This window comes from Hydrogenophaga sedimenti (assembly GCF_051857515.1).
Classification (GTDB): domain Bacteria; phylum Pseudomonadota; class Gammaproteobacteria; order Burkholderiales; family Burkholderiaceae_C; genus Hydrogenophaga.
This window is the reverse complement of sequence record NZ_JBPZHA010000001.1, coordinates 350,816-370,413: the sequence shown is the minus strand read 5'-3', so window position 1 is coordinate 370,413 and position 19,598 is coordinate 350,816. Positions and strand designations below refer to the sequence as shown.

Genomic DNA, 19,598 nt, shown 5'->3' with positions numbered 1-19,598 from the left:
TTTCCGCGTAGGCTGCGGACTTTGCATCCACCGCTCCGACACCCATGACCACCCTCTTCGACCCCGTCAAGGCCGGCGACCTGGACCTCGCCAACCGCATCGTCATGGCGCCGCTCACGCGCAACCGCGCGCCCGACGCCATCCCCACGCCGCTGATGGCGACCTACTACGCCCAGCGCGCCAGCGCCGGCCTGCTGATCACCGAGGCCACCGCGATCTGCCACGAGGGCCAGGGCTACGCCGACGTGCCGGGCCTGTACGGCATCGAGCAGCTGGACGGCTGGAAGCGCGTGACCAAGGCCGTGCACGAGGCCGGCGGCAAGATCGTCACCCAGCTCTGGCACGTGGGCCGGGTCTCGCACGTCGAACTGCAACCGCACTTCCAGAAGCCGGTCGCGCCCTCGGCCATCCGTGCCCACACCAAGACCGTGCTGCTCAAGGACGGCGTGCCGACCTTCGTCGACACCTCCGAGCCGCGCGCGCTGGACGCCGAGGAAATCCCGGGCATCGTGCAGGCCTACCGCCACGCCGCGCAGAACGCGATCAGCGCCGGCTTCGACGGGGTGGAGATCCACGCCGCCAACGGCTACCTGATCGACCAGTTCCTCAAGACCGGCGCCAACCACCGCAAGGACGACTACGGCGGCAGCATCACCAACCGCGCGCGCCTGCTGCTCGAAGTGGTGGCCGCGGTGACCGAGGCCATCGGCGGCGGTCGCACCGGCATCCGTCTTTCGCCCGTGACACCGGCCAACGACATCGTCGACGCCGATCCGCAACCGCTGTTCGACCACGTCGCGCGCGGGCTTGGCCGCTATGGGCTGGCCTATGTGCACGTGATCGAAGGTTCAACCGGCGGCCCGCGCGAGCTGCCCGACCGGCCCTTCGACTACGCCGCGTTCAAGACCGCCTACCGCAACGCCGGCGGCACGGGTGCCTGGATGGTCAACAACGGCTACGACCTGCCGCTGGCCCAGCAGGCCGTCGCCGGCGGCGCCGACCTGGTCGCCTTCGGCAAGGCCTACATCGCCAACCCGGACCTGGTGGCGCGCCTGCGCCGCGGTGGCCCGTTCAACCCGCCGGACAAGATGACCTTCTACGGCGGCGGCGAAAAGGGCTACACCGACTACCCGAGTCTTTGAGCCCCCACGCTCCGCCGCTGCGCGGGTCGCTGCCCCCCAGGGGCTGGGCCTGCCTTGGGGCGGCCCGGCGGCCGGCCCGGCTGAAGCCCCCACGCTCCATCGCCGCGCGGCGTCCTATGATGCGCGGACCATGCCCTCCCCCGAACTGGTCGCCGCGATCTACCCCTGGCTGCTGCCGCTGCACATCACGCTGGTCGCGCTGAGCGTGTCGCTGTTCGCGGCCCGCGGCGCGGGCGTGCTGGCCGGGCAGGCCTGGCCCATGGCGGGCTGGGCGCGCGGGCTGGCCCCGGTGCTCGATTCGCTGCTGCTGCTCGCCGGCGGCTCGCTCTGGTGGCTGCGCCAGCTCAACCCGACGCAGGACCACTGGCTGCTGGCCAAGCTGGTCTTGCTGATCGTCTACATCGGGCTGGGCACGCTGGCGCTCAAGCGGGCGCCGACGCGCGCGGCGAAGGCCGTGTGCTGGCTGGCGGCGCTGGCGGTCGTGGGCTTCATGGCCAGCATCGCCGTGGCCCACCAGCCGCTGGGTCTGTTCGCTGCATGAGCGAAGACACCAGCCAGGTCCACCGCTCGCGCCTGGTGCGCTGGCTGCTCTGGCTGGCGGGCACGGTCGCGCTGGTCCTGGGCGCCATCGGCGTGGTGCTGCCGGGCCTGCCGACCACGCCCTTCGTGCTGCTGGCCGCCGCCTGTTACGCCAAGGCCTCGCCGCGCCTGCACGCCTGGCTGCTCAACCACCGGCTCACCGGCCCGATGCTGCGCGACTGGGAGGCCCACCGCAGCCTCACCCGGCGCACCAAGCTGATCGCGGTCGGCTCCATGCTGGTGATGGTGAGCTTCTCGATCTGGAGCTTCCGCCACCGCTGGATCGCGCAGGCTGTGCTGGTGGTGCTGGGCGCCATCGGCGCCTGGGTGGTGCTGCGGATTCCGACCCGGCGCCCGACCGATCAGGCCTGAGCCGACCGGGTGCCGCGGCCCTTGCGCGTGGGGTGCATCTCGGTGCACAGCGTGTAGAACTCCTGCGCCGCCGGGGTGAGCACGCTGGACCGGCGTTTGATGAGGCCGACCATGCGCTTGACCACCGGCTCCACCAGCGGCACGCTGACCAGCAGCGGGTGGTCCTTGGCCGGCATGGCCATCGACGGCACCACCGCCACGCCCAGCCCCGCTTCCACCAGACCGATCATGGTGGTGCCGTGCCGGGTCTCGTAGAGGCTGCGGGGCTGCTCGGCCTGTCCGGCCAGCGCCTGGTCCAGCAGCAGCCGGTTGCCCGACACCTTGTCGGCGGCGATGTAGTCGTACTGCGCCAGTTCGGCCCAGCGCACCTTGCGCTTCTTCGCCAGCGGATGGTCGCGCCGGCAGGCGGCCACGAACTGCTCCTCCATCAGCGGCTGGAACTCCACGTCGGCCTCCTGCGAACCGACAAAGTTCAGGCCGAAGTCGGCCTCGCCGCGCGCCACGGCCAGCAGCACGCTGTTGGCGCTCTCGTCGATGATCTTCACCCGCACCCTCGGGTAGCGCTCGTGGTAGCGCGCGATCACGCTGGAGAGAAAGTAGTTCACGGCCGAGGGCACGGCCGCGATCGTGACCTCGCCCATGCGGGTGGCGGCGACACCGCGGATGCCCAGCAGGGTGGTGTCCAGCGCGTCGAGGATCTGGCGCAGCTGCCGGTCGAAATCCCGGCCGACCACGGTCAGGCTGACGCGCCGTGTGCTGCGCTCCAGCAGCCGCACGCCCAGGGCCTGCTCCAGCTTTTCGATGCGGCGGCTGAAGGCCGGCTGCGAGATGTGGACCGACTCGGCCGCCTTGCGGAAGTTGCCGAGTTCGGCCACCGCACGGAAGGCCATCAGGTCGTTGAGGTCGAAGTGGGATGCCATGGGCAATGCTCTTTTGCGCCGCTTTGATTGATGCACTGTATCAATCAATCCTTAGCAACTATGCAATTCACAGACGGTCGGCCAAATCCGAAGATGCGGGCATCGCACCCCCCATTCCGGAGACAAACCGCATGAAGACCACCCTCACCGCCGTCGCGCTCGCCCTCGCGGCCTTCGGCGCCGCCGCCCAGACCTTCCCCAGCAAGACCATCACCATCGTGGTGCCCACCGCCGCCGGCGGCGGCAACGACCTGATGGCCCGCACCATCGCACAGAAGCTCGGCACCCTGGTCGGCCAGAGCGTGATCGTCGAGAACAAGGCCGGCGCCAACGGCGCCATCGCGTCCGAATACGTGGCCCGGGCGAACCCCGACGGCCACACGCTGATGCTCGGCTACATCGCCACCCACGCCATGAACCCGGCGCTGCAGAAGCTGCGCTACGACCCGGTGACCGATTTCGAGCCGGTCGGCCTGGTGGGCTACTCGGCCACGCTGATGGTGGCCAACGCCGCCGTGCCGGTGAAGGATGTGAAGGAACTGGTGGCGCAGCTCAAGGCCAAACCGGACCGCTATGTCTACGCCACCGCCGGCAACGGCACAGCGCCCCACTTCGCGGGCGAACTGTTCAAGCTCAACGCCGGCGTGCAGATGACCGACGTGCCCTACAAGGGTTCGGCCCCGGCCCTGAACGACACGCTGGGCGGCCAGACCCAATTCATGTTCCCCAGCCTGTTCTCCGCCCTGCCGCACATCAAGGGCGGCAAGCTCAAGGCGCTGGCCGTCGCCGGCCCCAAGCGTTCGCCGCTGCTGCCCGACGTGCCGACGATGAAGGAGGCCGGCGTCGACGGTGTCGAGGTGCAGCAGTGGTACGGCGTCTTCGCACCGGCCAAGACCCCGAAGGACGTGGTCGCCAGGCTCAACAAGGCCATCAACGACGTGCTCAACGACAAGGACGTGATCAAGCGCATGGAAGACCACGGCGCCGACGTCGAGACCAGCACGCCCGAGCAGCTCGGTTCCCTGGTCAAGTCGGAGCTGGTGAAGTGGAAGAGCGTGGTGGCCAAGGCCAAGATCGTCGCCGACTGAATTGAAGTTCCCACGCGCCATGTCCCTCTCCATCCCCTGTGTCCTGATGCGCGCCGGCACCTCGCGCGGTCCCTTCTTCCTGCGCGACTGGTTGCCCGAAGGCGATGAGGCGCGCGACCAGGCGCTGATCGGCGCGATCGGCGCGTCCGACCCGCTGCAGCTGGACGGCCTGGGCGGCGGCAGCACGCTCAACAGCAAGGTCGCCATCGTCTCGCGCTCCTCCGTGCCCGGTTGCGACCTGGACTACCTGTTCGCCCAGGTCGGCGTCGGCCACCGCTCGGTGGACACGCGGCCCAACTGCGGCAACATGCTCTCGGGCGTGGCGCCGTTCGCCATCGAGCAGGGACTGATCCCCGCGCAGGACGGCACCACCACGGTCCGCATCCACAACGTCAACACCGGCTCGCAGATCGAGGCCACGGTCTGCACGCCGGGCGGCAAGGTGAGCTACGACGGCGATGCGCGCATCGACGGCGTGGCGGGCACCTCGGCGCCGATCCTGCTGAACTTCCTCGACGCCTGGGGCGCGGTCACCGGCCAGGTGTTCCCGACCGGCCAGCGCATCGACCTGATCGACGGCCTGGAAGTGACCTGCATCGACGCGGCCATGCCGCTGATGGTGCTGCGCGCCATCGACCTCGGCCTCACGGGCCGCGAACGGCCGGCCGAGCTGGACGCCAACCAACCGCTGCTGGAGCGCATCGAGTCGCTGCGGCTGGAGGCCGGCCGGCGCATGGGACTGGGCGATGTCACCAACAGCGTGGTGCCCAAGCCAGTGCTGGTGAGCGCGGGCGACACGCTGGACAGCATCACCTCGCGCTACTTCACGCCGCACAAGTGCCACGCCTCGCACGCCGTCACCGGCGCCATCGGCGTCGCCACGGCTTTCGCGTTGCCGGGCACGGTCGCCAGCGGCATCGCGCGGCGGGCGGGTCGGCATGCGCTGGTGGTGCTGCATCCGGCCGGCCAGATCGACGTGGCGGTCGACCTGGAGGGCGAAGGCGGGGCCATCGAGGTCAAGAGCGCAGCGCTGGTGCGCACCGCGCGCAAGATCATGCAGGGCATGCTGCACCTGCCGGGCTACGTGTTTCCGCCCGCCGTGCCGGCGCCCGAAGCCGCCACCAGTGCCGCGCCCAGCGCGGTGCGCAACTTCCCGCAGCGCGAGCTGCACATCATCGTGCCCACCAGCGCGGGCGGCGGCAACGACACCATGGCGCGCACGCTCACGCGCAAGCTCGGTCCCTTGCTCGGCCAGCCGGTGGTGGTGGACAACCGCGCCGGCGCCAACGGCAGCATCGCCAGCGAGTACGTGGCCGCGGCGCAGCCCGACGGCCACACGCTGCTGTTCGGCTACATCGCCACCCACGGCATCAATCCGGCGCTGCAGAAGCTGCGCTACGACCCGGTGGCGGACTTCTCGCCGGTCGGCCTGATCGGCTACTCGCCGACGCTGCTGGTGGTGCCGGCCGCGCTGCCGGTGGACGATGTGGCTTCGCTGGTGCGGCTGTTGCGCGACGCGCCGTCGCCGCTGGCCTATGCCTCGGCGGGCGACGGCACCGTGCCGCACCTGGCGGGCGAGCTGTTCCAGTTGCAGACCGGCACGCGCCTGACCCGCGCCGATTTTTCGGGCGCCGGGCCGGCCATCGCCGACGTGGCCAACGGCCTGGTGCAGCTGATGTTCCCGAGCCTGTTCACGGCTTTGCCCTACCTGCGCAGCAAGCGGCTGAAGGCATTGGCGGTGGCGGGCACGGAGCGGCTGTCCGCCTGCCCGGAGGTGCCGACGCTGCAGGAGGCGGGGGTGCCGGGGGTGGCGATGACGCAGTGGTACGCACTGTTCGCGCCGGCCAAGACGCCGCACGCGGTGACGCGTCAGCTCAATGCGGCGCTGAACACGGTGCTGAGCGATCCGGAGGTAGCGGCGCGCATGCAGGCCGATGGCGCGCAGGTGCAGACCTCGACGCCCGGGGAGTTGCACGATCTGCTGCTGTCCGAGGGGGAGCGCTGGCAGGACGTGGTGCGGCAGACCGGCCTGCGGTTGAACATGGCGTCGGACTGAAGCCTCTTCGATTTCTCTCTCTTTCCTTCGGCGCTCCTTGGGCCTTGGCAGGGCGGGTGGCGCGGGTGCTCGGGCTCCGTCCCACCTCGCGGCTGGGTGGGCCTGTTGGCCAACATCGCTCCATCAAACATGGGTTGGCGCATCGACTCTGTGGCAACCGCGAATGGGGACTGCGCCCGAGCACCCGCACCACCCACCCCAGACACGATGCTGGAATGCCCCCACGGGAATGCCCTTCTGCCACTTCGGGTCGGTGTCGGTGCCCCCGGGCACAGGCCCCATTCGCCGTTGCCTCAGAGCTTGCGCGAAGTCACGGCGTTGAAGCAGTGATCGGTGCGCGCAAGTCCCTCCGCCGGCGAGCGTGGGCCGGAGCCCGGGGGTACCGACACCGGCCCGCGCGAGGTCGATGAAAGAACCACAACACAAACCCACAACGCAGCGCCAAGAAAGGGCAGCTCAGTCGTCGCCCAACGCCAGAGAAGAAGGCCTGCGCTTCTCCACCGCCCACTTCAGCAGCGCCGCGCTGCGGTAGATCCCGTGCGCGAACTTGCCGTAGGGCATGGTCAGGAACAGCGCCATCACAAACCCCAGGTGCACACACAGCGCCAGCGGCATGGCCCCACTGCCGCGCAGCAGCATCAGCCCCAACCCCGTCAGCGCCGTGCCGAACAGCAGACCGATGAAGCCCAGGTCCATTGGCTTCTGCGCCGCGTCGCCCTGCAGCGGGTGCCGCCGCCGGTGCAGCACGAACAGGCCGCTGGTGCCCACCACCATCAGCAGCCCGCCCGCGATACCCAGCCACTTGGGCAAGGTGTCGTAACCATAGGGCGCGGGCAGGTCCAGCAGATAGTGGTACAGCGTGGCCACGCTGGTGGCCGCGAAACACAGCAGGAAACCATAAAAGGTCGCGTGGTGGAAGCGGCGCCGCGCCAGCGAGAAGGCGTCGTCGGCGTTGTTGCAGCCGTCCCCGTGACCGCCACCCAGGTGGCGCAGCGTGAGCACGTCGCGCGCCGCCTCCTGCGCGGCCTCCGCGCCCACCGGCGCTGGCGGCTGGCCGATCCAGAAGCGCCGCACACCCATGCCGAGGGCCAGCACCACAAAACCGAACACCGGCGCGAACAGGCCGACCAGCAGGTTGTGCGGAAAGATGGCGTAGAAGCCCGCGGGCCCGGCCGCATGCCACAGCCCGCCCTTGAGCGCCACGGCCAGGGCCATGAACAGCGCCAGCCCCAGCGCGAGCGCCAGCGCCACCACGAGGCCATTGCGCCGGTACAGGCCGCCCAGCGCGGCGGGCCAGGCGTGGTCGCTGTAGGTGCGGGCCCGCACCTTCGCCATCGCCTGCGGCACGTTGAGCGCGAATTCGTGGGGCGGCGCGTACTGGCAGGCGTGCAGGCAGGCACCGCAGTTGTGGCACAGATTGGCGAGCAGGTGCACGTCGGCCTGCGCGAACGACAGGCGCCGCGTCATGGCCGGAAACACCGCGCAGAAGCCTTCGCAGTAGCGGCAGGCGTTGCAGATCTGCATGACCCGCGCAACCTCGGCCTCGTCGGCATGCAGGGGCTGCGGCACCACCTCGCCGCGGCCCAGCGCGGCGGCCTCGCCACTCAGGCGGCTCAGGGTCTCAAGCGCCGACATCGGTCCACTCCTTGCCGCAGGCACGCGCGGCCTCGACCCCGGCGACGCGGCCGAAGGCGGTGCCGATGCTCATGCCGACCCCGGCGGTGTAGCCCTGGCCCAGCACGTTGCCGGCCATCATCTCGCCGGCCACGAACAGGTTGGGGCTGGCGCGGCCGCCGAAGCGCACCGCCGCCGTGTGGTCGGTCTTGAGACCCAGGTAGGTGAAGGTCACGCCGGGCCGCAGCATGTAGCCGTAGAACGGCGCGGTGTCGATGGGCCGCGCCCAGTGTGTCTTGGCGGGCGCCACGCCCTCGGTGTGGCAGTCGTCCAGCGCGGTGTGATCGAACGTGCCGACGCGGCAGGCGGCGTTGTAGTCGTTGAGGGTCTGCATGAAGGTGGCTTGGTCGAGGCCGAGCCTGTTGGCGAGTTCGGGCAGGCTGTCGGCTTTCACGCCGTCGAACACCGGTGGCATGAAGCGGCCGATGGCCTTGGCGTCGATGATGGAGAAGCCCACCTGGCCCGGTTGCTGCGCCACCAGTCGGCCCCAGATGGCATAGCGCTTGGGCCAGAAGTCCTCGCCTTCGTCGTAGAAGCGCCGCGCCTCGCGGTTGACCACCACGCCCAGCGAGACGCAGTCGATCCGGGTGCAGATGCCGCCGTCGTAAAGCGGCGCGCGCGCGTCGATGGCCACCATGTGCGCCTGCGTCGGGTCGCCGATGGCGTCGGCCCCGAGGTCCAGCAGCTGTTTGAGCAACACACCCTGGTTGAAGCGCGTGCCGCGGATCAGGAAGTTGTCCGAGGGCCACTCGCCGCGCGCGTTCTGGCCCCAGGCCTCGCGCAGCCAGTCGCGGTTGGACTCGAAGCCGCCCGCGGCGAGCACGCCGCTGCGGGCCTCGATGCGCTCTCCCTTCACCCAGGCCGCCACGAAACGGTCACCGTCCATCTCGATCCGGTCCACCGGCGATTCGTAGCGCACGCGCACGCCCAGGCGTTCGGCGCTGCGGTAGTAGGCGTTGACCAGGGCCTTGCCGCCGCCCATGAAGAAGGCATTGGTGCGCGCCGTGTGCAGCGCACCCGAGAGCGAGGGCTGGAAGCGCACACCGTGCCGCACCATCCAGGGCCGGCAGGTCGCCGACGCACGGATCACCAGCCGCGCCAGCGCCTCGTCGGTCTTGCCGGCGGTGACCTTGCGCAGGTCCTGCCAGAACTCTTCTTCGGGATAGGCCTCGACCAGCACATCCTGCGGTGCGTCGTGCATGCAGCGCAGGTTGCGGGTGTGGGCCGAGTTGCCGCCGCGCCATTCGCGCCGGGCGGCTTCGAGCAGCAGCACGCTCGCGCCGGCCTCGCGGGCCATGAGCGCAGCGCACAGGGCGGCGTTGCCGCCGCCGATGATCAGCACGTCCGGTGTCATGTCATTGTCTCCACCCTGCGGAGCGGCAATCGCAGCGCGTGAAAAGGTGCCCACCAGGGGCACCGAGGAACCGGCTCCGCCGGGCCTCAGGTGCCGTCCCCCTCCCGCCGCAGGCGAGAGAGGGGGAAGCCGCGCAGCGGCGCAGGGGGTGTTTCATTCAGTCGGGTTTGATCTTCGCGCGCTTGACGATGTCGCTCCACACCTTCTGCTCGCCCTTGATGAAGGCCGCGAATTCGCTGGACGGCCCGCCGCCGCCGACCGCGTTGTCGGTCGCGAAACGCTCGGTCACCGCGCTGGACCGCAGCGCCTTGTAGCTCTCTTCCTGGAGGCGCTTGAGGATGTCGGGCGGCGTGCCGGCCGGCGCCAGGATGCCGTACCACTGCGAGGTCTCGAAGCCCTTGAAACCCATCTCGGCCACGGTCGGCACATCGGGCAGGGCCGCGATGCGCTGGTGCGTGCCGACGGCGATCGCGCGCAGCTTGCCGCTGCGGATGTAGGCGCCCAGGGCCGGCATGCCGGCCGAGGACGCCTGCGTGCGACCGGCCAGCAGATCGGCCAGCTGCGGCCCGGTGCCGCGGTAGGGGATGTGCGTCATGAACATGCCGGTGACCAGCTTGAGGTACTCCATCGCCAGATGGCCCGCGCTGGCGTTGCCGGCCGATCCGTAGTTGAGCTCGCCGGGATGCTTTTTCACGTAGGCCACGAACTCCTGGAAGTTCTTCGCCGGCACGTCGGGGTGGATCACGAACACGTTGGGCACCTTGGCCAGCAGGGTGACCGGCACGAAGTCCCTGTCGACGTTGTAGGGCTGGTTGTCCAGCATGTAGGGGTTCACCGCCAGCGTGCCCACATGGCCCAGGATGATGGTGTGGCCGTCGGGCGCGGCTTTCGCGACATCGGCCATGGCCGTCACGCCCGCACCGCCCGGCTTGTTCTCCACATAGACGTTCTGGCCGAGCTGCTTGCTCAGTTCGGCCGCCACGCTGCGCGCGACGATCTCGCTCGTGCCACCCGGTGCGAACGGCACGACAAAGCGCACCGGCTTGCTGGGCCAGGCGGCTTGCGCCCGCAGCAGCGGGGAGGCGGCGCCCAGTGCGCCGGCGGCGCCCAGCGCCAGGACCTGTCGGCGGGGAATGTTCATCGCTTGTCTCCTCGTGGTTGTGGTCAGAACTGGTAGCGGCGCAGGCCGCCGTCGACCGGGATCACGGCGCCGGTGATGTAGCTGGCGCGGGGCGAGGCCAGGAAGGTCACCAGGTTGGCCAGGTCTTCGGGCTCGCCATAGCGGCCGGCCGGGATCTCGTTCTCGCACTGCCACTGCCGGTATTCGGGCGTGTAGTTGCGGAAGATCTGTTCGGAGTGGATGCGGCCGGGCGGCACGCAGTTGACCGTGATGCCGTGCCGGCCGACCATGCGCGAGAGGCCCTTGGCCCAGCTGTGCATGCCGGCCTTGGCGCAGAAGGCGCCGTTGATGTGCTCCGGCTCGCTCTTGCCGGTGATGCAGACGATGCGGCCCCAGCCGCGCGCGATCATCTGGTCGATCAGCGCATCGCCGAGCTGGCGCGGGCGGTGGAAGTTCAGCGTGATCGCCTCCTGCCACTGCGCCTCGCTCACGTGCAGGTCCTTGAAGCTGCGCGATCCGCCGGCGTTGTTGACCAGGATGTCCACATGCCCCAGCCCCTGCATGGCGGCGGACGCGATGCGCTGCGCCGCATCCTCGGCGTACATGTCCTGCTCGATCAGCACCGGCTCGGCGCCGCCGGCTGCGGTGATCTGGGCCGCCAGTTCGCGCAGGCGGTCGACGCGCCGGGCCGTGATGGCCAGCCGAACACCCTCGGCCGCCAGCGACAGGGCGATGCCCCGGCCGATGCCGGCGCTGGCGCCGGTCACCAGCGCCGTCTTCCCCTGCAATTGCAAGTCCATCGTGTCTCCTCGTGTTCGGATGTCCACGGGGACTGTAGGGAGGCGCAGGGCTTCGCGCCAGTCCTCCCCAGGGCATGGGGGCATCACGGATCGTGATACCCGGCGAGCAGACTCAGGCCGGTTCGCGCAGCACGGCACCGGGCCAGGCGCCCTCGGCCACGAGCGCACGGGCGCAGTCGCGCAGCACCACGCGCGCCGCCAGTGCGGCGGGCGACAGCTCTTCCTCGGACAGCGCACAGAGCCAGTTCTCGCGCGTCACGCCCGGGTCGGTGATGCGCGCCATGTGGAAGCGCGCGCCGGCGTCGGCAAAACGCGCGACCGCCGCCCAGGGCTGCAGCGTGCCGCCCAGACCGGCGGACACCGCCTCCATCAGCATCGCCAGCGAGTCGATCTCCAGCACCAGGTTCGGCGCCACGCGGGCGCGGGCGAAGGCGGCGTCCAGCGTGCTGCGCAGGCCGTGCGGCCCCGAGGGCAGGATCAGCGGCTCCTCGCGCAGCTGGTTCATGCGGATGCGTGCGCCGCGCCGGGGCGCCGCGTGTGCCTGCGCGGTGATCAGGAACAGGTCTTCTTCCAGCAGCGGCAGCACGCTCCATCGCCGCGCGCTGCGCAGGGTCTGGCTGGCCTGGATGCGGGAGTCGAACAGCACGGCCAGGTCGATCTGGCGCGCGTTCAGCATCGCGCTCAGGTGGCCCGACAGGCTCTCGACCATGTGCAGCCGCACATTGGGGTAGCGCTCGCGCATGGCGCGCATCAGCGGCAGGCCCAGCACCGCCGCCGTGGTGGGCGCCAGGCCCACACTGACCGTGCCGGTCAGGCGCGCCTCCTGCGCCGAGCGCACCGCCTGCTCGGCGTGCCGCAGCGTGAGCTGGGCTTCGCGGAAAAACGCCAGCCCGGCCTCGGTCGGTGTGACACCCTGCGGGCTGCGCTGCAGCAGGCGGGTCGACAGCTCACTTTCGAGCCGCGTGATCTGCTGGCTCAGCGCCGACTGCACCAGCGACAGGTCGGCCGCGGCCCGGCTGATGCTGCCCAGCTCCACCACCCGCACGAAGTAACGAAGCTGACGAAGTTCCATGGTGTGCTGGGGTGGGATACCGGGCAGGCCAGGATGCCGCGGGTCCGGGTTTCCCGGCCCGCAGGCATCGCCCCCTGGGGGGTGACGCCGCAGGCGGCGCGGGGGGGGACTTAACCTGCGCGACGCGCCAGGACTTCGAACGCCGGCAGCGTCTTGCCTTCCAGCACTTCCAGGAAAGCGCCACCGCCGGTGGAGATGTAGCCCACGTCCTTCTCGATGCCGTACTTGGCGATCGCCGCCAGCGTGTCGCCGCCACCGGCGATGCTGAAGGCGCTCGATTCGGCAATCGCCTGCGCGATCACCTTGGTGCCGTTCTCGAAGGCGGCGAACTCGAACACGCCCACCGGGCCGTTCCAGACGATGGTGCCGGCCTTCTTCAACTGCTCAGCCAGCTTGGCGGCCGTCTTCGGGCCGATGTCCAGGATCAGGTCGTCGTCGGCCACCTCGGTGGCGGCCTTGACGGTGGCCGGGGCGTCGGCCGCGAAGGCCTTGGCGGTCACGACGTCTTCCGGAATCGGCACCTCGGCGCCACGCGCCTTCATGGCCGCGATCACCGCCGTGGCCTCGCCCAGCAGGTCGGGTTCGGCCAGGCTCTTGCCGATCTTCAGACCGGCGGCCAGCATGAAGGTGTTGGCGATGCCGCCGCCGACGATCAGGCCGTCCACGTTCTTGGCCAGGGCCTGCAGGATGGTCAGCTTGGTGCTGACCTTGCTGCCGGCGACGATGGCGATCAGCGGGCGCTTCGGCGCGGCCAGGGCCTTGCCGATGGCGTCCATCTCGGCCGCCAGCAGCGGGCCGGCCGAGGCGATGGGCGCGGTCTCGGCGATGCCGTAGGTCGTGCCCTCGGCGCGGTGCGCGGTGCCGAAGGCGTCGTGCACGAAGATGTCGCACAGCTTGCCCAGCTTGGCGGCCAGCTCGGGCTTGTTCTTCTTCTCGCCGACGTTGAGGCGGCAGTTCTCCAGCATCACGACCTCACCGGGGGCGACCGAGAAATCGCCATCGACCCAGTCGGCCACCACACGGATGCTGCGGCCCATGAGCTGGCCCATGCGCGCGGCCACCGGGGCCAGCGAGTCTTCGGGCTTGAATTCGCCTTCGGTCGGGCGGCCCAGGTGGGAAGTGACCATCACGGCGGCCCCGGCGTCCAGGGCCATCTGCACGGCCGGGATGCTGGCGCGGATGCGCGTGTCCTCGGTGATGTTGCCGGCGTCGTCCTGCGGCACGTTCAGGTCGGCGCGGATGAAGACGCGCTGGCCCTTGGCCTTGCCTTGGGCGCAGAGATCGGAAAAGCGGATGAATTGCATGGTGAAGCCTCGGTCGGATGATCGGGGCAAATTGTAGGGAATGCGGCGGCGGCCTCCCGCGCACCGCATCGCCGCCGCTCAGTCGTCGTCCTCGGCACCGTGCTGCGCCGCAGCGTGACTGAAGGGCTGCGCCGGGATCAGCCCCTTGGGCGACTGCTGCCACTGCCAGGCGCCGAAGGCCAGCACGGCCAGCAGCACCAGCCCGGCCAGCCAGCCCCGGTTCTGCTTCACCAGGTCGGGCCCCGGCCCGGCGACACGGCCGGTCAGCATGGGCGCGGCCTGGTTCTGGCGCCGCAGCACGCTCAGGGCGGCGATCAGGCCGAGGTGGCCGAGCACCAGGGCGAGCATCAGGTTGCCAAACAGCTCGTGCAGCTCCTCCAGCCATTCGCCGCCCAGCACATCGCCCCAGTCGTTGTAGGTCGCGTAGCCGCTGAGCGTCAGCGGCAGAACGATCACCAGCAGCGCCACGACCGCCAGCGCCATCAGCAGGTTCTGGCCCTGGCGCAGGAATCCGGCTGAGCGGGACTCGCCCGAACGCAAAGACGCCAGCCAGGCCGGCGCACCGCTCAGCTTGCGCCACAGCGCGGACAAGGAGGCCTGCTTCGGGCCAAACAGGCCGTAGAGGATGCGGAAGCCCAGCAGCCCGGCCATGGTGTAGCCCAGGGTGACGTGCAGCATGCGCCAGCGCTCGCCGTCGGCCGTGAGATAGGCGCCGAGAAAGCTCAGGGCGAACAGCCAGTGGAACATGCGCATGGGCGCGTCGATGGTCCGGCGGCCGGGGGCGGCGGCCGGCTGGGCCGCGCGGGGTGCGGTGGCGGAAAGAGGGGTGGTGGCTTGCATGGTGGAGCTCCTGGGGTCAGTCGTGTCCGAACCAGCGCCGGCCCAGGCTGACGCCGGCCGGCATCCGGATGTTGTCTTCGTCGAAGTCGCCGCGGTCGGCGCCGGTGTGGCAGGCGCCGCAGTTGGCCGCGCTCTTGATGCTGGCGTGCTTCCAGACGGCGGCCGGGACTTCGCGGTGCTTGCGCTCGAACCAGGCCGACCGGGTGAGCCGGTCCTGCGGGGGTTCTTCGGTCACGCGCTTGTAGGTGCCGGCGTTGGCCTGCAGCCAGGTCGACAGCTGTCTGACGGTCGCTTCGTCGAGCGAGGCATCGGTGCCGTAGTGCTTGTCCAGGCCGCTCATGATGCGTTGCCAGGAGCGCGCCGGCAGCAGGCCCGGCGCGTAGGCGGTGTGGCAGGCGGCGCATTCGGCCGTGTAGGCCTTGGGCATGTCGCGCGGCATCGCGCGGCCACCGTCGGCGTGGGCCGCGCCCAGCACCGTCAGGCACAGCAGGCCGGTCAGGGTGGGGCGGAGCGTGTGGTTCAGGAAGGTGTTCATGGGGTGTCCTGGCGGGGGTTTCACTTCAGGCCGTTGAGGTAGGCCAGCACGTCGGCCTTCTCGGCGGCGCTGCATTCGCGCGTGAGCACGTCGTTGCAGTTGCGCTTGAACCACTTGTCGACCTTGGCGCTGTCGGTGAAGGCCTTGGCGTTGAAGGCCGGCGCGAGCGGGGCAATCACCTTGCCGGTGTTGGCGTGTTTGCCCTGCGCGGTGGGTGGCGTGCCGTGGCACGACGAGCACGACCACTCGCCGCCGTGCTTGCTGTTGAAGAAGGTCTGCCCCTTGGCGGCGTTGCCGGGTGCGCCGGCCTGCGCGCTCCAGTGCTGCAGCTGGGCCGCGGGCGTGGTTTCGGCGGCCTGGGCCGCGCCGGAGGCCAGCAGCACCAGCAGGGTGGCGGCCAGGGTGGTGACGGATCGGATGGGCATGGGGTCCTCGCAGGTGTCGGGTGGAACGGTCGGGTGGAACGGATTCGATGAGGGGATGCTGCCGGCCACGCCTTGAACCGACCCTGAAGTGCGTGTTCATCCGGCGTTCAGGGCGGCGGCGCACAATGGCTGCATGCGCTCCATCCGCCCCTCCCTCGCCCACCTGCGCACCGTGCTGGTCGCGGTGGTGCTGGGTGCTTCCGGGCTGCTGGCGACCACGGCCTCCGCCCGAGACCGCGGTGACCACGAGCGCGCCCGTGAAGCCGTGATGTCGGGCCAGATCCTGCCGCTGTCGACCGTGCTGCAGAAGCTCGAACGCGAACAGGCCGGGCAGGTGCTGGAGATCGAACTCGAACCGTCGGCCGACCGCTGGGTGTACGAAGTCAAGCTGCTGCAGGCCAGCGGCCAGCTGCTGCGGCTGGAGGTCGATGCGACCACCGGCGAAGTGATCGGCCGCCGCGTGCGCCCGCCGCGGCCCTTGCTGAACCAGGGAGAGACGCGTTGAGGCTGCTGCTGGTCGAAGACGAACCCCTTCTGCGCGCGCAGTTGCGTGCCGGCCTGGTGGCCGCCGGTTATGTGGTCGACGAGGCCGACAACGGGCGCGACGCCCACTTTCTCGGCGACACCGAACCGTTCGACGCGGTGATCCTCGACCTCGGTCTGCCGGTGCTCGACGGCCTCACGGTGCTCAAGCGCTGGCGCGACGCCGGCCGCGCCATGCCGGTGCTGATCCTGACCGCGCGCGACAACTGGAGCGAGAAGGTCGCCGGCATCGACGCCGGGGCCGACGACTACCTGACCAAGCCCTTCCACATGGAAGAACTGCTGGCCCGGCTGCGCGCGCTGATCCGCCGCGCCAGCGGACAGGCCTCGCCGGTGCTGCGCTGCGGCCCGCTGGCGCTGGACACGCGCAGCGGCCGCGTCACCTGCGACGGCCAGAACGTCAACCTGACCAGCCACGAATACAAGGTGCTGGACTACCTGATGCACCGCCAGGGCGCCGTGGTCTCGCGCAGCGAACTGACCGAACACATCTACGCGCAGGACTTCGACCGCGACTCCAACACCATCGAGGTGTTCGTCGGCCGCCTGCGCAAGAAGCTGCCGCAGGACCTGATCGAAACCGTGCGCGGCCTGGGCTACCGCCTGGCGCCACTGGCCGACGGCCCGCCCGCGGGGGCCTGATGCCGACCTGGCGCCGGACGTTCTCGCTGCGTGGTCGCTGGCTGGCCGCGACGCTGGCGGCGATGGCGGTCGCGCTGGCGCTGGCCGGCCTGTTCCTGCACCGGCTGTTCCAGGACCATGTGATGCGCCAGTTCCAGGCCACGCTGGTGCAACAGCTGGACCAGCTCACCGCGCGCCTCGATTTCGACGCCAGCGGCCAGGCCTCGATCGATCCCGCACAACTCTCCGACCCGCGCTGGCAGCGGCCCTATTCGGGCCTGTACTGGCAGCTCGACGAGGCCGGTACGGCCAGCGAGAACCAGGGCTTCCTGCGCTCGCGTTCGCTCTGGGACGACCGGCTGCACCCCGAATCCGACGCCCCCGCCGACGGCCAGGTGCATGTGCACCCGGGCACCGGGCCGCGCGGCTCGGCGCTGCTGCTGGTCGAGCGCACGGTGTATTCGGCCGACACGCCGCAGCGCCACTGGCGCCTGGTGGTGGCGGGCGACCTGCAGGAGGTGACGGCGGCCTCGGCGCGTTTCGCGCGGGTGCTGGCGATGTCGCTGCTGGCGCTCGGGCTGCTGCTGGCGCTGGCGGCGCTGGCGCAGGTGGCCGTGGGCCTGGCGCCGTTGCGTGCCCTGCAGCGCGCGCTGACCGACCTGCGCGAGGGCCGCTCGCAGCGCCTGCAGGGCAGTTTTCCCGCCGAGGTCCAGCCGCTGATCGACGACTTCAACGGCGTGCTCGACCGCAACGCCGAGGTGGTCGAGCGCGCACGCACGCAGGCGGGCAACCTGGCCCATGCGCTGAAGACGCCGCTGGCCGTGCTGGACCAGGCCGCCAGCAACCCGACCGGGACCATGCCGCTGGCGGCCTTGGTGAAAGACCAGGTGGGTCTGGCGCGGCGCCACATCGACTGGCACCTCAAGCGTTCGCGCGTCGCCGCGTCGCAGCGACTGCCCGGCCAGCGCACGCCGCTGGCGCCGGTGGTGGACGGCCTGCTGCGCCTGCTCGCGCGCGTGCACGCCGGGCGCCACCTCGATCTGGGCAGCGACGACATCCCGGCCGACTGGGCGTTCGCGGGCGAAGAGCAGGACCTGCAGGAGATGCTGGGCAACCTGATGGACAACGCCTGCCTGTGGGCGCGCACGCAGGTGCATGTCGGCGCCGCGTTGCGGGAGGACCGGCTGGAGATCACGGTGGACGACGACGGCCCGGGCATCGCGCCCGAGCAGCGGCAGGCGGCGCTCTCGCGCGGCGTGCGGCTGGACGAGGCCACGCCGGGCAGCGGCCTGGGCCTGGCGATCGTGGCCGAGCTGGCGACGCTCTACGGCGGCGCGCTGGCGCTGGAAGACGGCGAGGCCGGCGGCCTGCGCGCGCGGATCAGCCTGCCGGCGACGCGCTGACGGGTGCGGCGCCCGTGCCGGCCGCGCAGGGCACGAACAGGTCGAGTGCCGGCTGGCGCACCGTGGTCTCGACGTCCATCAGACCGAGCACCGAATGGAACAGGTTGTCGTGCGAGGCGGGCTTGGCGGCCCGCTGGCGCAGGCAGCCCGCATCGACCCCGCGGCGCTTCTGCATGCCCTCGGACAGCCAGCCGACCATCGGCACATGCGTCTGCTGCGCGGGCGCGAAGGCGTACGGCACGCCATGCAGGAACACCCCGTTTTCGCCCAGCGATTCGCCGTGGTCCGAGACGTAGACCAGGCCGGTGTCGAAGCGGCCGGCCGTGGCGTGGCCCTTGAGCCACTCCAGCGTCTTCGACAGGAAGTGGTCGGTGTAGGCGATCGAGTTGTCGTAGGCGTTGAGCAGTTGCTCGGCCGGACACTCGGACAGGGTCACGCTGCGGCACTCGGGCTGGAAGGGCTTGCGCTCTTCGGGCGCGCGCTTGTGGTACGCCGGTCCGTGGCTGCCCATCTGGTGCATCACCAGCACCACGCCGCGCGCGCGGCGCTCGGGGTCGAGCGCGGCGATGCGCGCGTCCAGCCCGCTGAGCATGGCTTCGTCCAGGCACTCGCCACCGTCGCACAGGCCGGCCACCGGCTGCTCCGACACCTGCGCGTGCGGCACGCGGTCGCACACGCCCTTGCAGCCCGACTGGTTGTCGAGCCAGAGCACGGCCAGCCCGGCGCGCTGCAGCACGTCCAGCAGGTTCTCGCTGTGCGGCGTGGCGTTGCCACCTTCGTCGCGGCTGAGCGGTGAAAAGAGACAGGGCACCGAGACCTGGGTGTTGGTGCCGCAGGAGGTCACGTCGGGGAAGTTGACCAGCCCGTCCCTGGCCTGCCACTGCGCCAGCGCCGGCGTGGTCGGCCGCGCATAGCCGTTGAGGCCCCAGTTCTGGGCCCGCGCGGTCTCGCCGACCACGAACACCAGCAGCGGCGGCCGCGCCTGCGCGGCGTAGCTGGCGCCCAGCCGGGCGTCGGTGCCCACGGGCTCCAGCGTGGTCACGGCGTGGCTGCCGGCGTTGACCGCCAGCGCGGCCGAGGCATAGACGCTGTTGAGCGGGTTGATCATGTAGCGCAGCTCCTTGTGGCCGCGCATCAGCGACGCGATGCCCTGGTAGCCGGCCATCAGCGCGGCCGCGGCCACCGCCAGCGCCAGCACGGCGCCGGTCAGGTTGCGCACCAGCTGGCGCAGCGGCGGCTGCCAGCCCGGCACCCGGCGCCAGATCCACCACAGGGCCGGACCGGCGACACCGGCCAGCGTCGTCAGCAGCGGCCAGGACAACAGGTCGCGCACCTCGCGCGGATCGGTGTTGGCCACGTTGGCCATCATCGACGGATCGATCACGACCCGGTACTGCCACATGAAGTAGCTGTTGGCGGCCGCCATCAGCACCAGCAGCGTGGCCACCGGCCGGAACACCCGCGGCCAGTTGAGCAGCGAGAGCAGGGCGGCGATCAGGGCCAGCACCAGCACCCCCAGGCCAAGCAGCTGCGGCCACTGGTGCCCCGAATCGGCGGTGAGCGAAGCCACCCGCTGCCACAGCGGCAGGTTGCCGACCACGGTGAGCCACAGCGCGACCAGCCAGACCGCCCACAGCGGCTTGCGCCGGGTCTCGGGCGCGCGGATGGAAAGGTTCGGGGAGGGTGACGTTGCCTGCATGGGTCGCACGGAAGGGTCTGCTGTGGAAGGCCGCGAGGGCCGCAGCGAACG

Annotated in this window: 19 protein-coding genes; 8 read left to right on the top strand and 11 right to left on the bottom strand. The window is 70.6% G+C overall.

The features are described from left to right. Positions 1 to 44: 44 nt before the first annotated feature. The 3 genes from ACS5NL_RS01760 (at position 45) to ACS5NL_RS01750 (ending at position 2,093) form a co-directional block, all read left to right on the top strand. On the top strand, positions 45 to 1,142 hold the full coding sequence (locus tag ACS5NL_RS01760) for an alkene reductase (protein WP_439351847.1): 1,098 nt from the start codon (positions 45 to 47) through the stop codon (positions 1,140 to 1,142). Positions 1,143 to 1,272: 130 nt separating this feature from the next. Further along, complete coding sequence (locus ACS5NL_RS01755; RefSeq protein ID WP_439351846.1) at positions 1,273 to 1,683, top strand: SirB2 family protein; 411 nt, start codon at positions 1,273 to 1,275, stop codon at positions 1,681 to 1,683. Continuing rightward, positions 1,680 to 2,093 carry a YbaN family protein gene (locus ACS5NL_RS01750; protein ID WP_439351845.1) on the top strand — a complete coding sequence of 138 codons (414 nt, stop codon included), beginning with the start codon at positions 1,680 to 1,682 and terminating at the stop codon, positions 2,091 to 2,093. Before ACS5NL_RS01755 ends, ACS5NL_RS01750 begins: the two co-directional genes overlap by 4 nt. On the opposite strand, the gene ACS5NL_RS01745 is transcribed toward ACS5NL_RS01750, so the two are convergent. After that, positions 2,084 to 3,013, bottom strand: coding sequence for a LysR family transcriptional regulator (locus ACS5NL_RS01745; RefSeq protein ID WP_439351844.1), 930 nt, complete (start codon positions 3,011 to 3,013; stop codon positions 2,084 to 2,086). The genes ACS5NL_RS01750 and ACS5NL_RS01745 overlap by 10 nt on opposite strands. Before the next feature lie 131 nt (positions 3,014 to 3,144). On the opposite strand from ACS5NL_RS01745, the gene ACS5NL_RS01740 reads away from it, so the two are divergent. After that, a complete protein-coding gene (locus ACS5NL_RS01740) occupies positions 3,145 to 4,101 on the top strand; it encodes a Bug family tripartite tricarboxylate transporter substrate binding protein (protein ID WP_439351843.1) in 957 nt (318 codons plus the stop codon). 19 nt (positions 4,102 to 4,120) lie between these two features. Next, a complete protein-coding gene (locus ACS5NL_RS01735) occupies positions 4,121 to 6,157 on the top strand; it encodes a 4-oxalomesaconate tautomerase (protein WP_439351842.1) in 2,037 nt (678 codons plus the stop codon). 456 nt (positions 6,158 to 6,613) lie between these two features. On the opposite strand, the gene tcuB is transcribed toward ACS5NL_RS01735, so the two are convergent. The 9 genes from tcuB to ACS5NL_RS01690 all read right to left on the bottom strand — a co-directional run bounded on the left by tcuB (position 6,614) and on the right by ACS5NL_RS01690 (position 15,281). Next, entirely contained in the window at positions 6,614 to 7,792 is a 1,179-nt protein-coding gene (gene tcuB / locus ACS5NL_RS01730) for a tricarballylate utilization 4Fe-4S protein TcuB (protein WP_439351841.1), read from the bottom strand. Continuing rightward, positions 7,779 to 9,185 carry an FAD-dependent tricarballylate dehydrogenase TcuA gene (gene tcuA, locus ACS5NL_RS01725; RefSeq protein WP_439351840.1) on the bottom strand — a complete coding sequence of 469 codons (1,407 nt, stop codon included), beginning with the start codon at positions 9,183 to 9,185 and terminating at the stop codon, positions 7,779 to 7,781. Before tcuA ends, tcuB begins: the two co-directional genes overlap by 14 nt. 157 nt (positions 9,186 to 9,342) lie before the next feature. Then, positions 9,343 to 10,326 (bottom strand): Bug family tripartite tricarboxylate transporter substrate binding protein, encoded by a 984-nt coding sequence (locus ACS5NL_RS01720; protein WP_439351839.1) that lies wholly within the window; start codon positions 10,324 to 10,326, stop codon positions 9,343 to 9,345. Between the two features lie 23 nt (positions 10,327 to 10,349). Next, positions 10,350 to 11,105: an SDR family NAD(P)-dependent oxidoreductase gene (locus tag ACS5NL_RS01715; RefSeq protein ID WP_439351838.1), complete on the bottom strand. Its 756-nt coding sequence runs from the start codon at positions 11,103 to 11,105 to the stop codon at positions 10,350 to 10,352. Positions 11,106 to 11,217: 112 nt separating this feature from the next. After that, positions 11,218 to 12,177, bottom strand: a complete 960-nt coding sequence (locus ACS5NL_RS01710; RefSeq protein WP_439351837.1) for a LysR family transcriptional regulator — start codon at positions 12,175 to 12,177, stop codon at positions 11,218 to 11,220. A 110-nt stretch (positions 12,178 to 12,287) separates the two neighbouring features. Beyond that, positions 12,288 to 13,481 (bottom strand): phosphoglycerate kinase, encoded by a 1,194-nt coding sequence (locus ACS5NL_RS01705; protein WP_439351836.1) that lies wholly within the window; start codon positions 13,479 to 13,481, stop codon positions 12,288 to 12,290. A gap of 78 nt (positions 13,482 to 13,559) precedes the next feature. Continuing rightward, positions 13,560 to 14,321, bottom strand: coding sequence for a cytochrome b/b6 domain-containing protein (locus tag ACS5NL_RS01700; RefSeq protein ID WP_439351835.1), 762 nt, complete (start codon positions 14,319 to 14,321; stop codon positions 13,560 to 13,562). 16 nt (positions 14,322 to 14,337) lie between these two features. Then, positions 14,338 to 14,856, bottom strand: coding sequence for a diheme cytochrome c (locus tag ACS5NL_RS01695; protein ID WP_439351834.1), 519 nt, complete (start codon positions 14,854 to 14,856; stop codon positions 14,338 to 14,340). 20 nt (positions 14,857 to 14,876) lie between these two features. Further along, positions 14,877 to 15,281, bottom strand: a complete 405-nt coding sequence (locus ACS5NL_RS01690; protein WP_439351833.1) for a DUF1924 domain-containing protein — start codon at positions 15,279 to 15,281, stop codon at positions 14,877 to 14,879. A gap of 133 nt (positions 15,282 to 15,414) precedes the next feature. Between ACS5NL_RS01690 and ACS5NL_RS01685 the strand changes: the two genes are divergently transcribed. From ACS5NL_RS01685 to ACS5NL_RS01675, 3 genes are read left to right on the top strand one after another with little or no spacing between them, the layout of a single operon-like run. Continuing rightward, a complete protein-coding gene (locus tag ACS5NL_RS01685; RefSeq protein ID WP_439351832.1) occupies positions 15,415 to 15,786 on the top strand; it encodes a PepSY domain-containing protein in 372 nt (123 codons plus the stop codon). Further along, a complete protein-coding gene (locus tag ACS5NL_RS01680; RefSeq protein ID WP_439351831.1) occupies positions 15,783 to 16,466 on the top strand; it encodes a response regulator transcription factor in 684 nt (227 codons plus the stop codon). Before ACS5NL_RS01685 ends, ACS5NL_RS01680 begins: the two co-directional genes overlap by 4 nt. Next, on the top strand, positions 16,466 to 17,848 hold the full coding sequence (locus ACS5NL_RS01675) for a sensor histidine kinase (protein WP_439351830.1): 1,383 nt from the start codon (positions 16,466 to 16,468) through the stop codon (positions 17,846 to 17,848). The genes ACS5NL_RS01680 and ACS5NL_RS01675 overlap by 1 nt, the downstream gene beginning before the upstream one ends. Here ACS5NL_RS01675 and ACS5NL_RS01670 read toward each other — a convergent pair. Continuing rightward, positions 17,826 to 19,547 carry a phosphoethanolamine transferase gene (locus ACS5NL_RS01670; protein ID WP_439351829.1) on the bottom strand — a complete coding sequence of 574 codons (1,722 nt, stop codon included), beginning with the start codon at positions 19,545 to 19,547 and terminating at the stop codon, positions 17,826 to 17,828. The genes ACS5NL_RS01675 and ACS5NL_RS01670 overlap by 23 nt on opposite strands. Positions 19,548 to 19,598 lie beyond the last annotated feature (51 nt).

Bases quoted from the DNA above. Each gene is read 5' to 3' on its own strand.
- ACS5NL_RS01760 (WP_439351847.1), top strand. From the start codon at position 45: ATGACCACCCTCTTCGACCCCGTCAAGGCCGGCGACCTGGACCTCGCC.
- ACS5NL_RS01755 (WP_439351846.1), top strand. From the start codon at position 1,273: ATGCCCTCCCCCGAACTGGTCGCCGCGATCTACCCCTGGCTGCTGCCG.
- ACS5NL_RS01750 (WP_439351845.1), top strand. From the start codon at position 1,680: ATGAGCGAAGACACCAGCCAGGTCCACCGCTCGCGCCTGGTGCGCTGG.
- ACS5NL_RS01745 (WP_439351844.1), bottom strand. From the start codon at position 3,013: ATGGCATCCCACTTCGACCTCAACGACCTGATGGCCTTCCGTGCGGTG.
- ACS5NL_RS01740 (WP_439351843.1), top strand. From the start codon at position 3,145: ATGAAGACCACCCTCACCGCCGTCGCGCTCGCCCTCGCGGCCTTCGGC.
- ACS5NL_RS01735 (WP_439351842.1), top strand. From the start codon at position 4,121: ATGTCCCTCTCCATCCCCTGTGTCCTGATGCGCGCCGGCACCTCGCGC.
- tcuB (WP_439351841.1), bottom strand. From the start codon at position 7,792: ATGTCGGCGCTTGAGACCCTGAGCCGCCTGAGTGGCGAGGCCGCCGCG.
- tcuA (WP_439351840.1), bottom strand. From the start codon at position 9,185: ATGACACCGGACGTGCTGATCATCGGCGGCGGCAACGCCGCCCTGTGC.
- ACS5NL_RS01720 (WP_439351839.1), bottom strand. From the start codon at position 10,326: ATGAACATTCCCCGCCGACAGGTCCTGGCGCTGGGCGCCGCCGGCGCA.
- ACS5NL_RS01715 (WP_439351838.1), bottom strand. From the start codon at position 11,105: ATGGACTTGCAATTGCAGGGGAAGACGGCGCTGGTGACCGGCGCCAGC.
- ACS5NL_RS01710 (WP_439351837.1), bottom strand. From the start codon at position 12,177: ATGGAACTTCGTCAGCTTCGTTACTTCGTGCGGGTGGTGGAGCTGGGC.
- ACS5NL_RS01705 (WP_439351836.1), bottom strand. From the start codon at position 13,481: ATGCAATTCATCCGCTTTTCCGATCTCTGCGCCCAAGGCAAGGCCAAG.
- ACS5NL_RS01700 (WP_439351835.1), bottom strand. From the start codon at position 14,321: ATGCAAGCCACCACCCCTCTTTCCGCCACCGCACCCCGCGCGGCCCAG.
- ACS5NL_RS01695 (WP_439351834.1), bottom strand. From the start codon at position 14,856: ATGAACACCTTCCTGAACCACACGCTCCGCCCCACCCTGACCGGCCTG.
- ACS5NL_RS01690 (WP_439351833.1), bottom strand. From the start codon at position 15,281: ATGCCCATCCGATCCGTCACCACCCTGGCCGCCACCCTGCTGGTGCTG.
- ACS5NL_RS01685 (WP_439351832.1), top strand. From the start codon at position 15,415: ATGCGCTCCATCCGCCCCTCCCTCGCCCACCTGCGCACCGTGCTGGTC.
- ACS5NL_RS01675 (WP_439351830.1), top strand. From the start codon at position 16,466: ATGCCGACCTGGCGCCGGACGTTCTCGCTGCGTGGTCGCTGGCTGGCC.
- ACS5NL_RS01670 (WP_439351829.1), bottom strand. From the start codon at position 19,547: ATGCAGGCAACGTCACCCTCCCCGAACCTTTCCATCCGCGCGCCCGAG.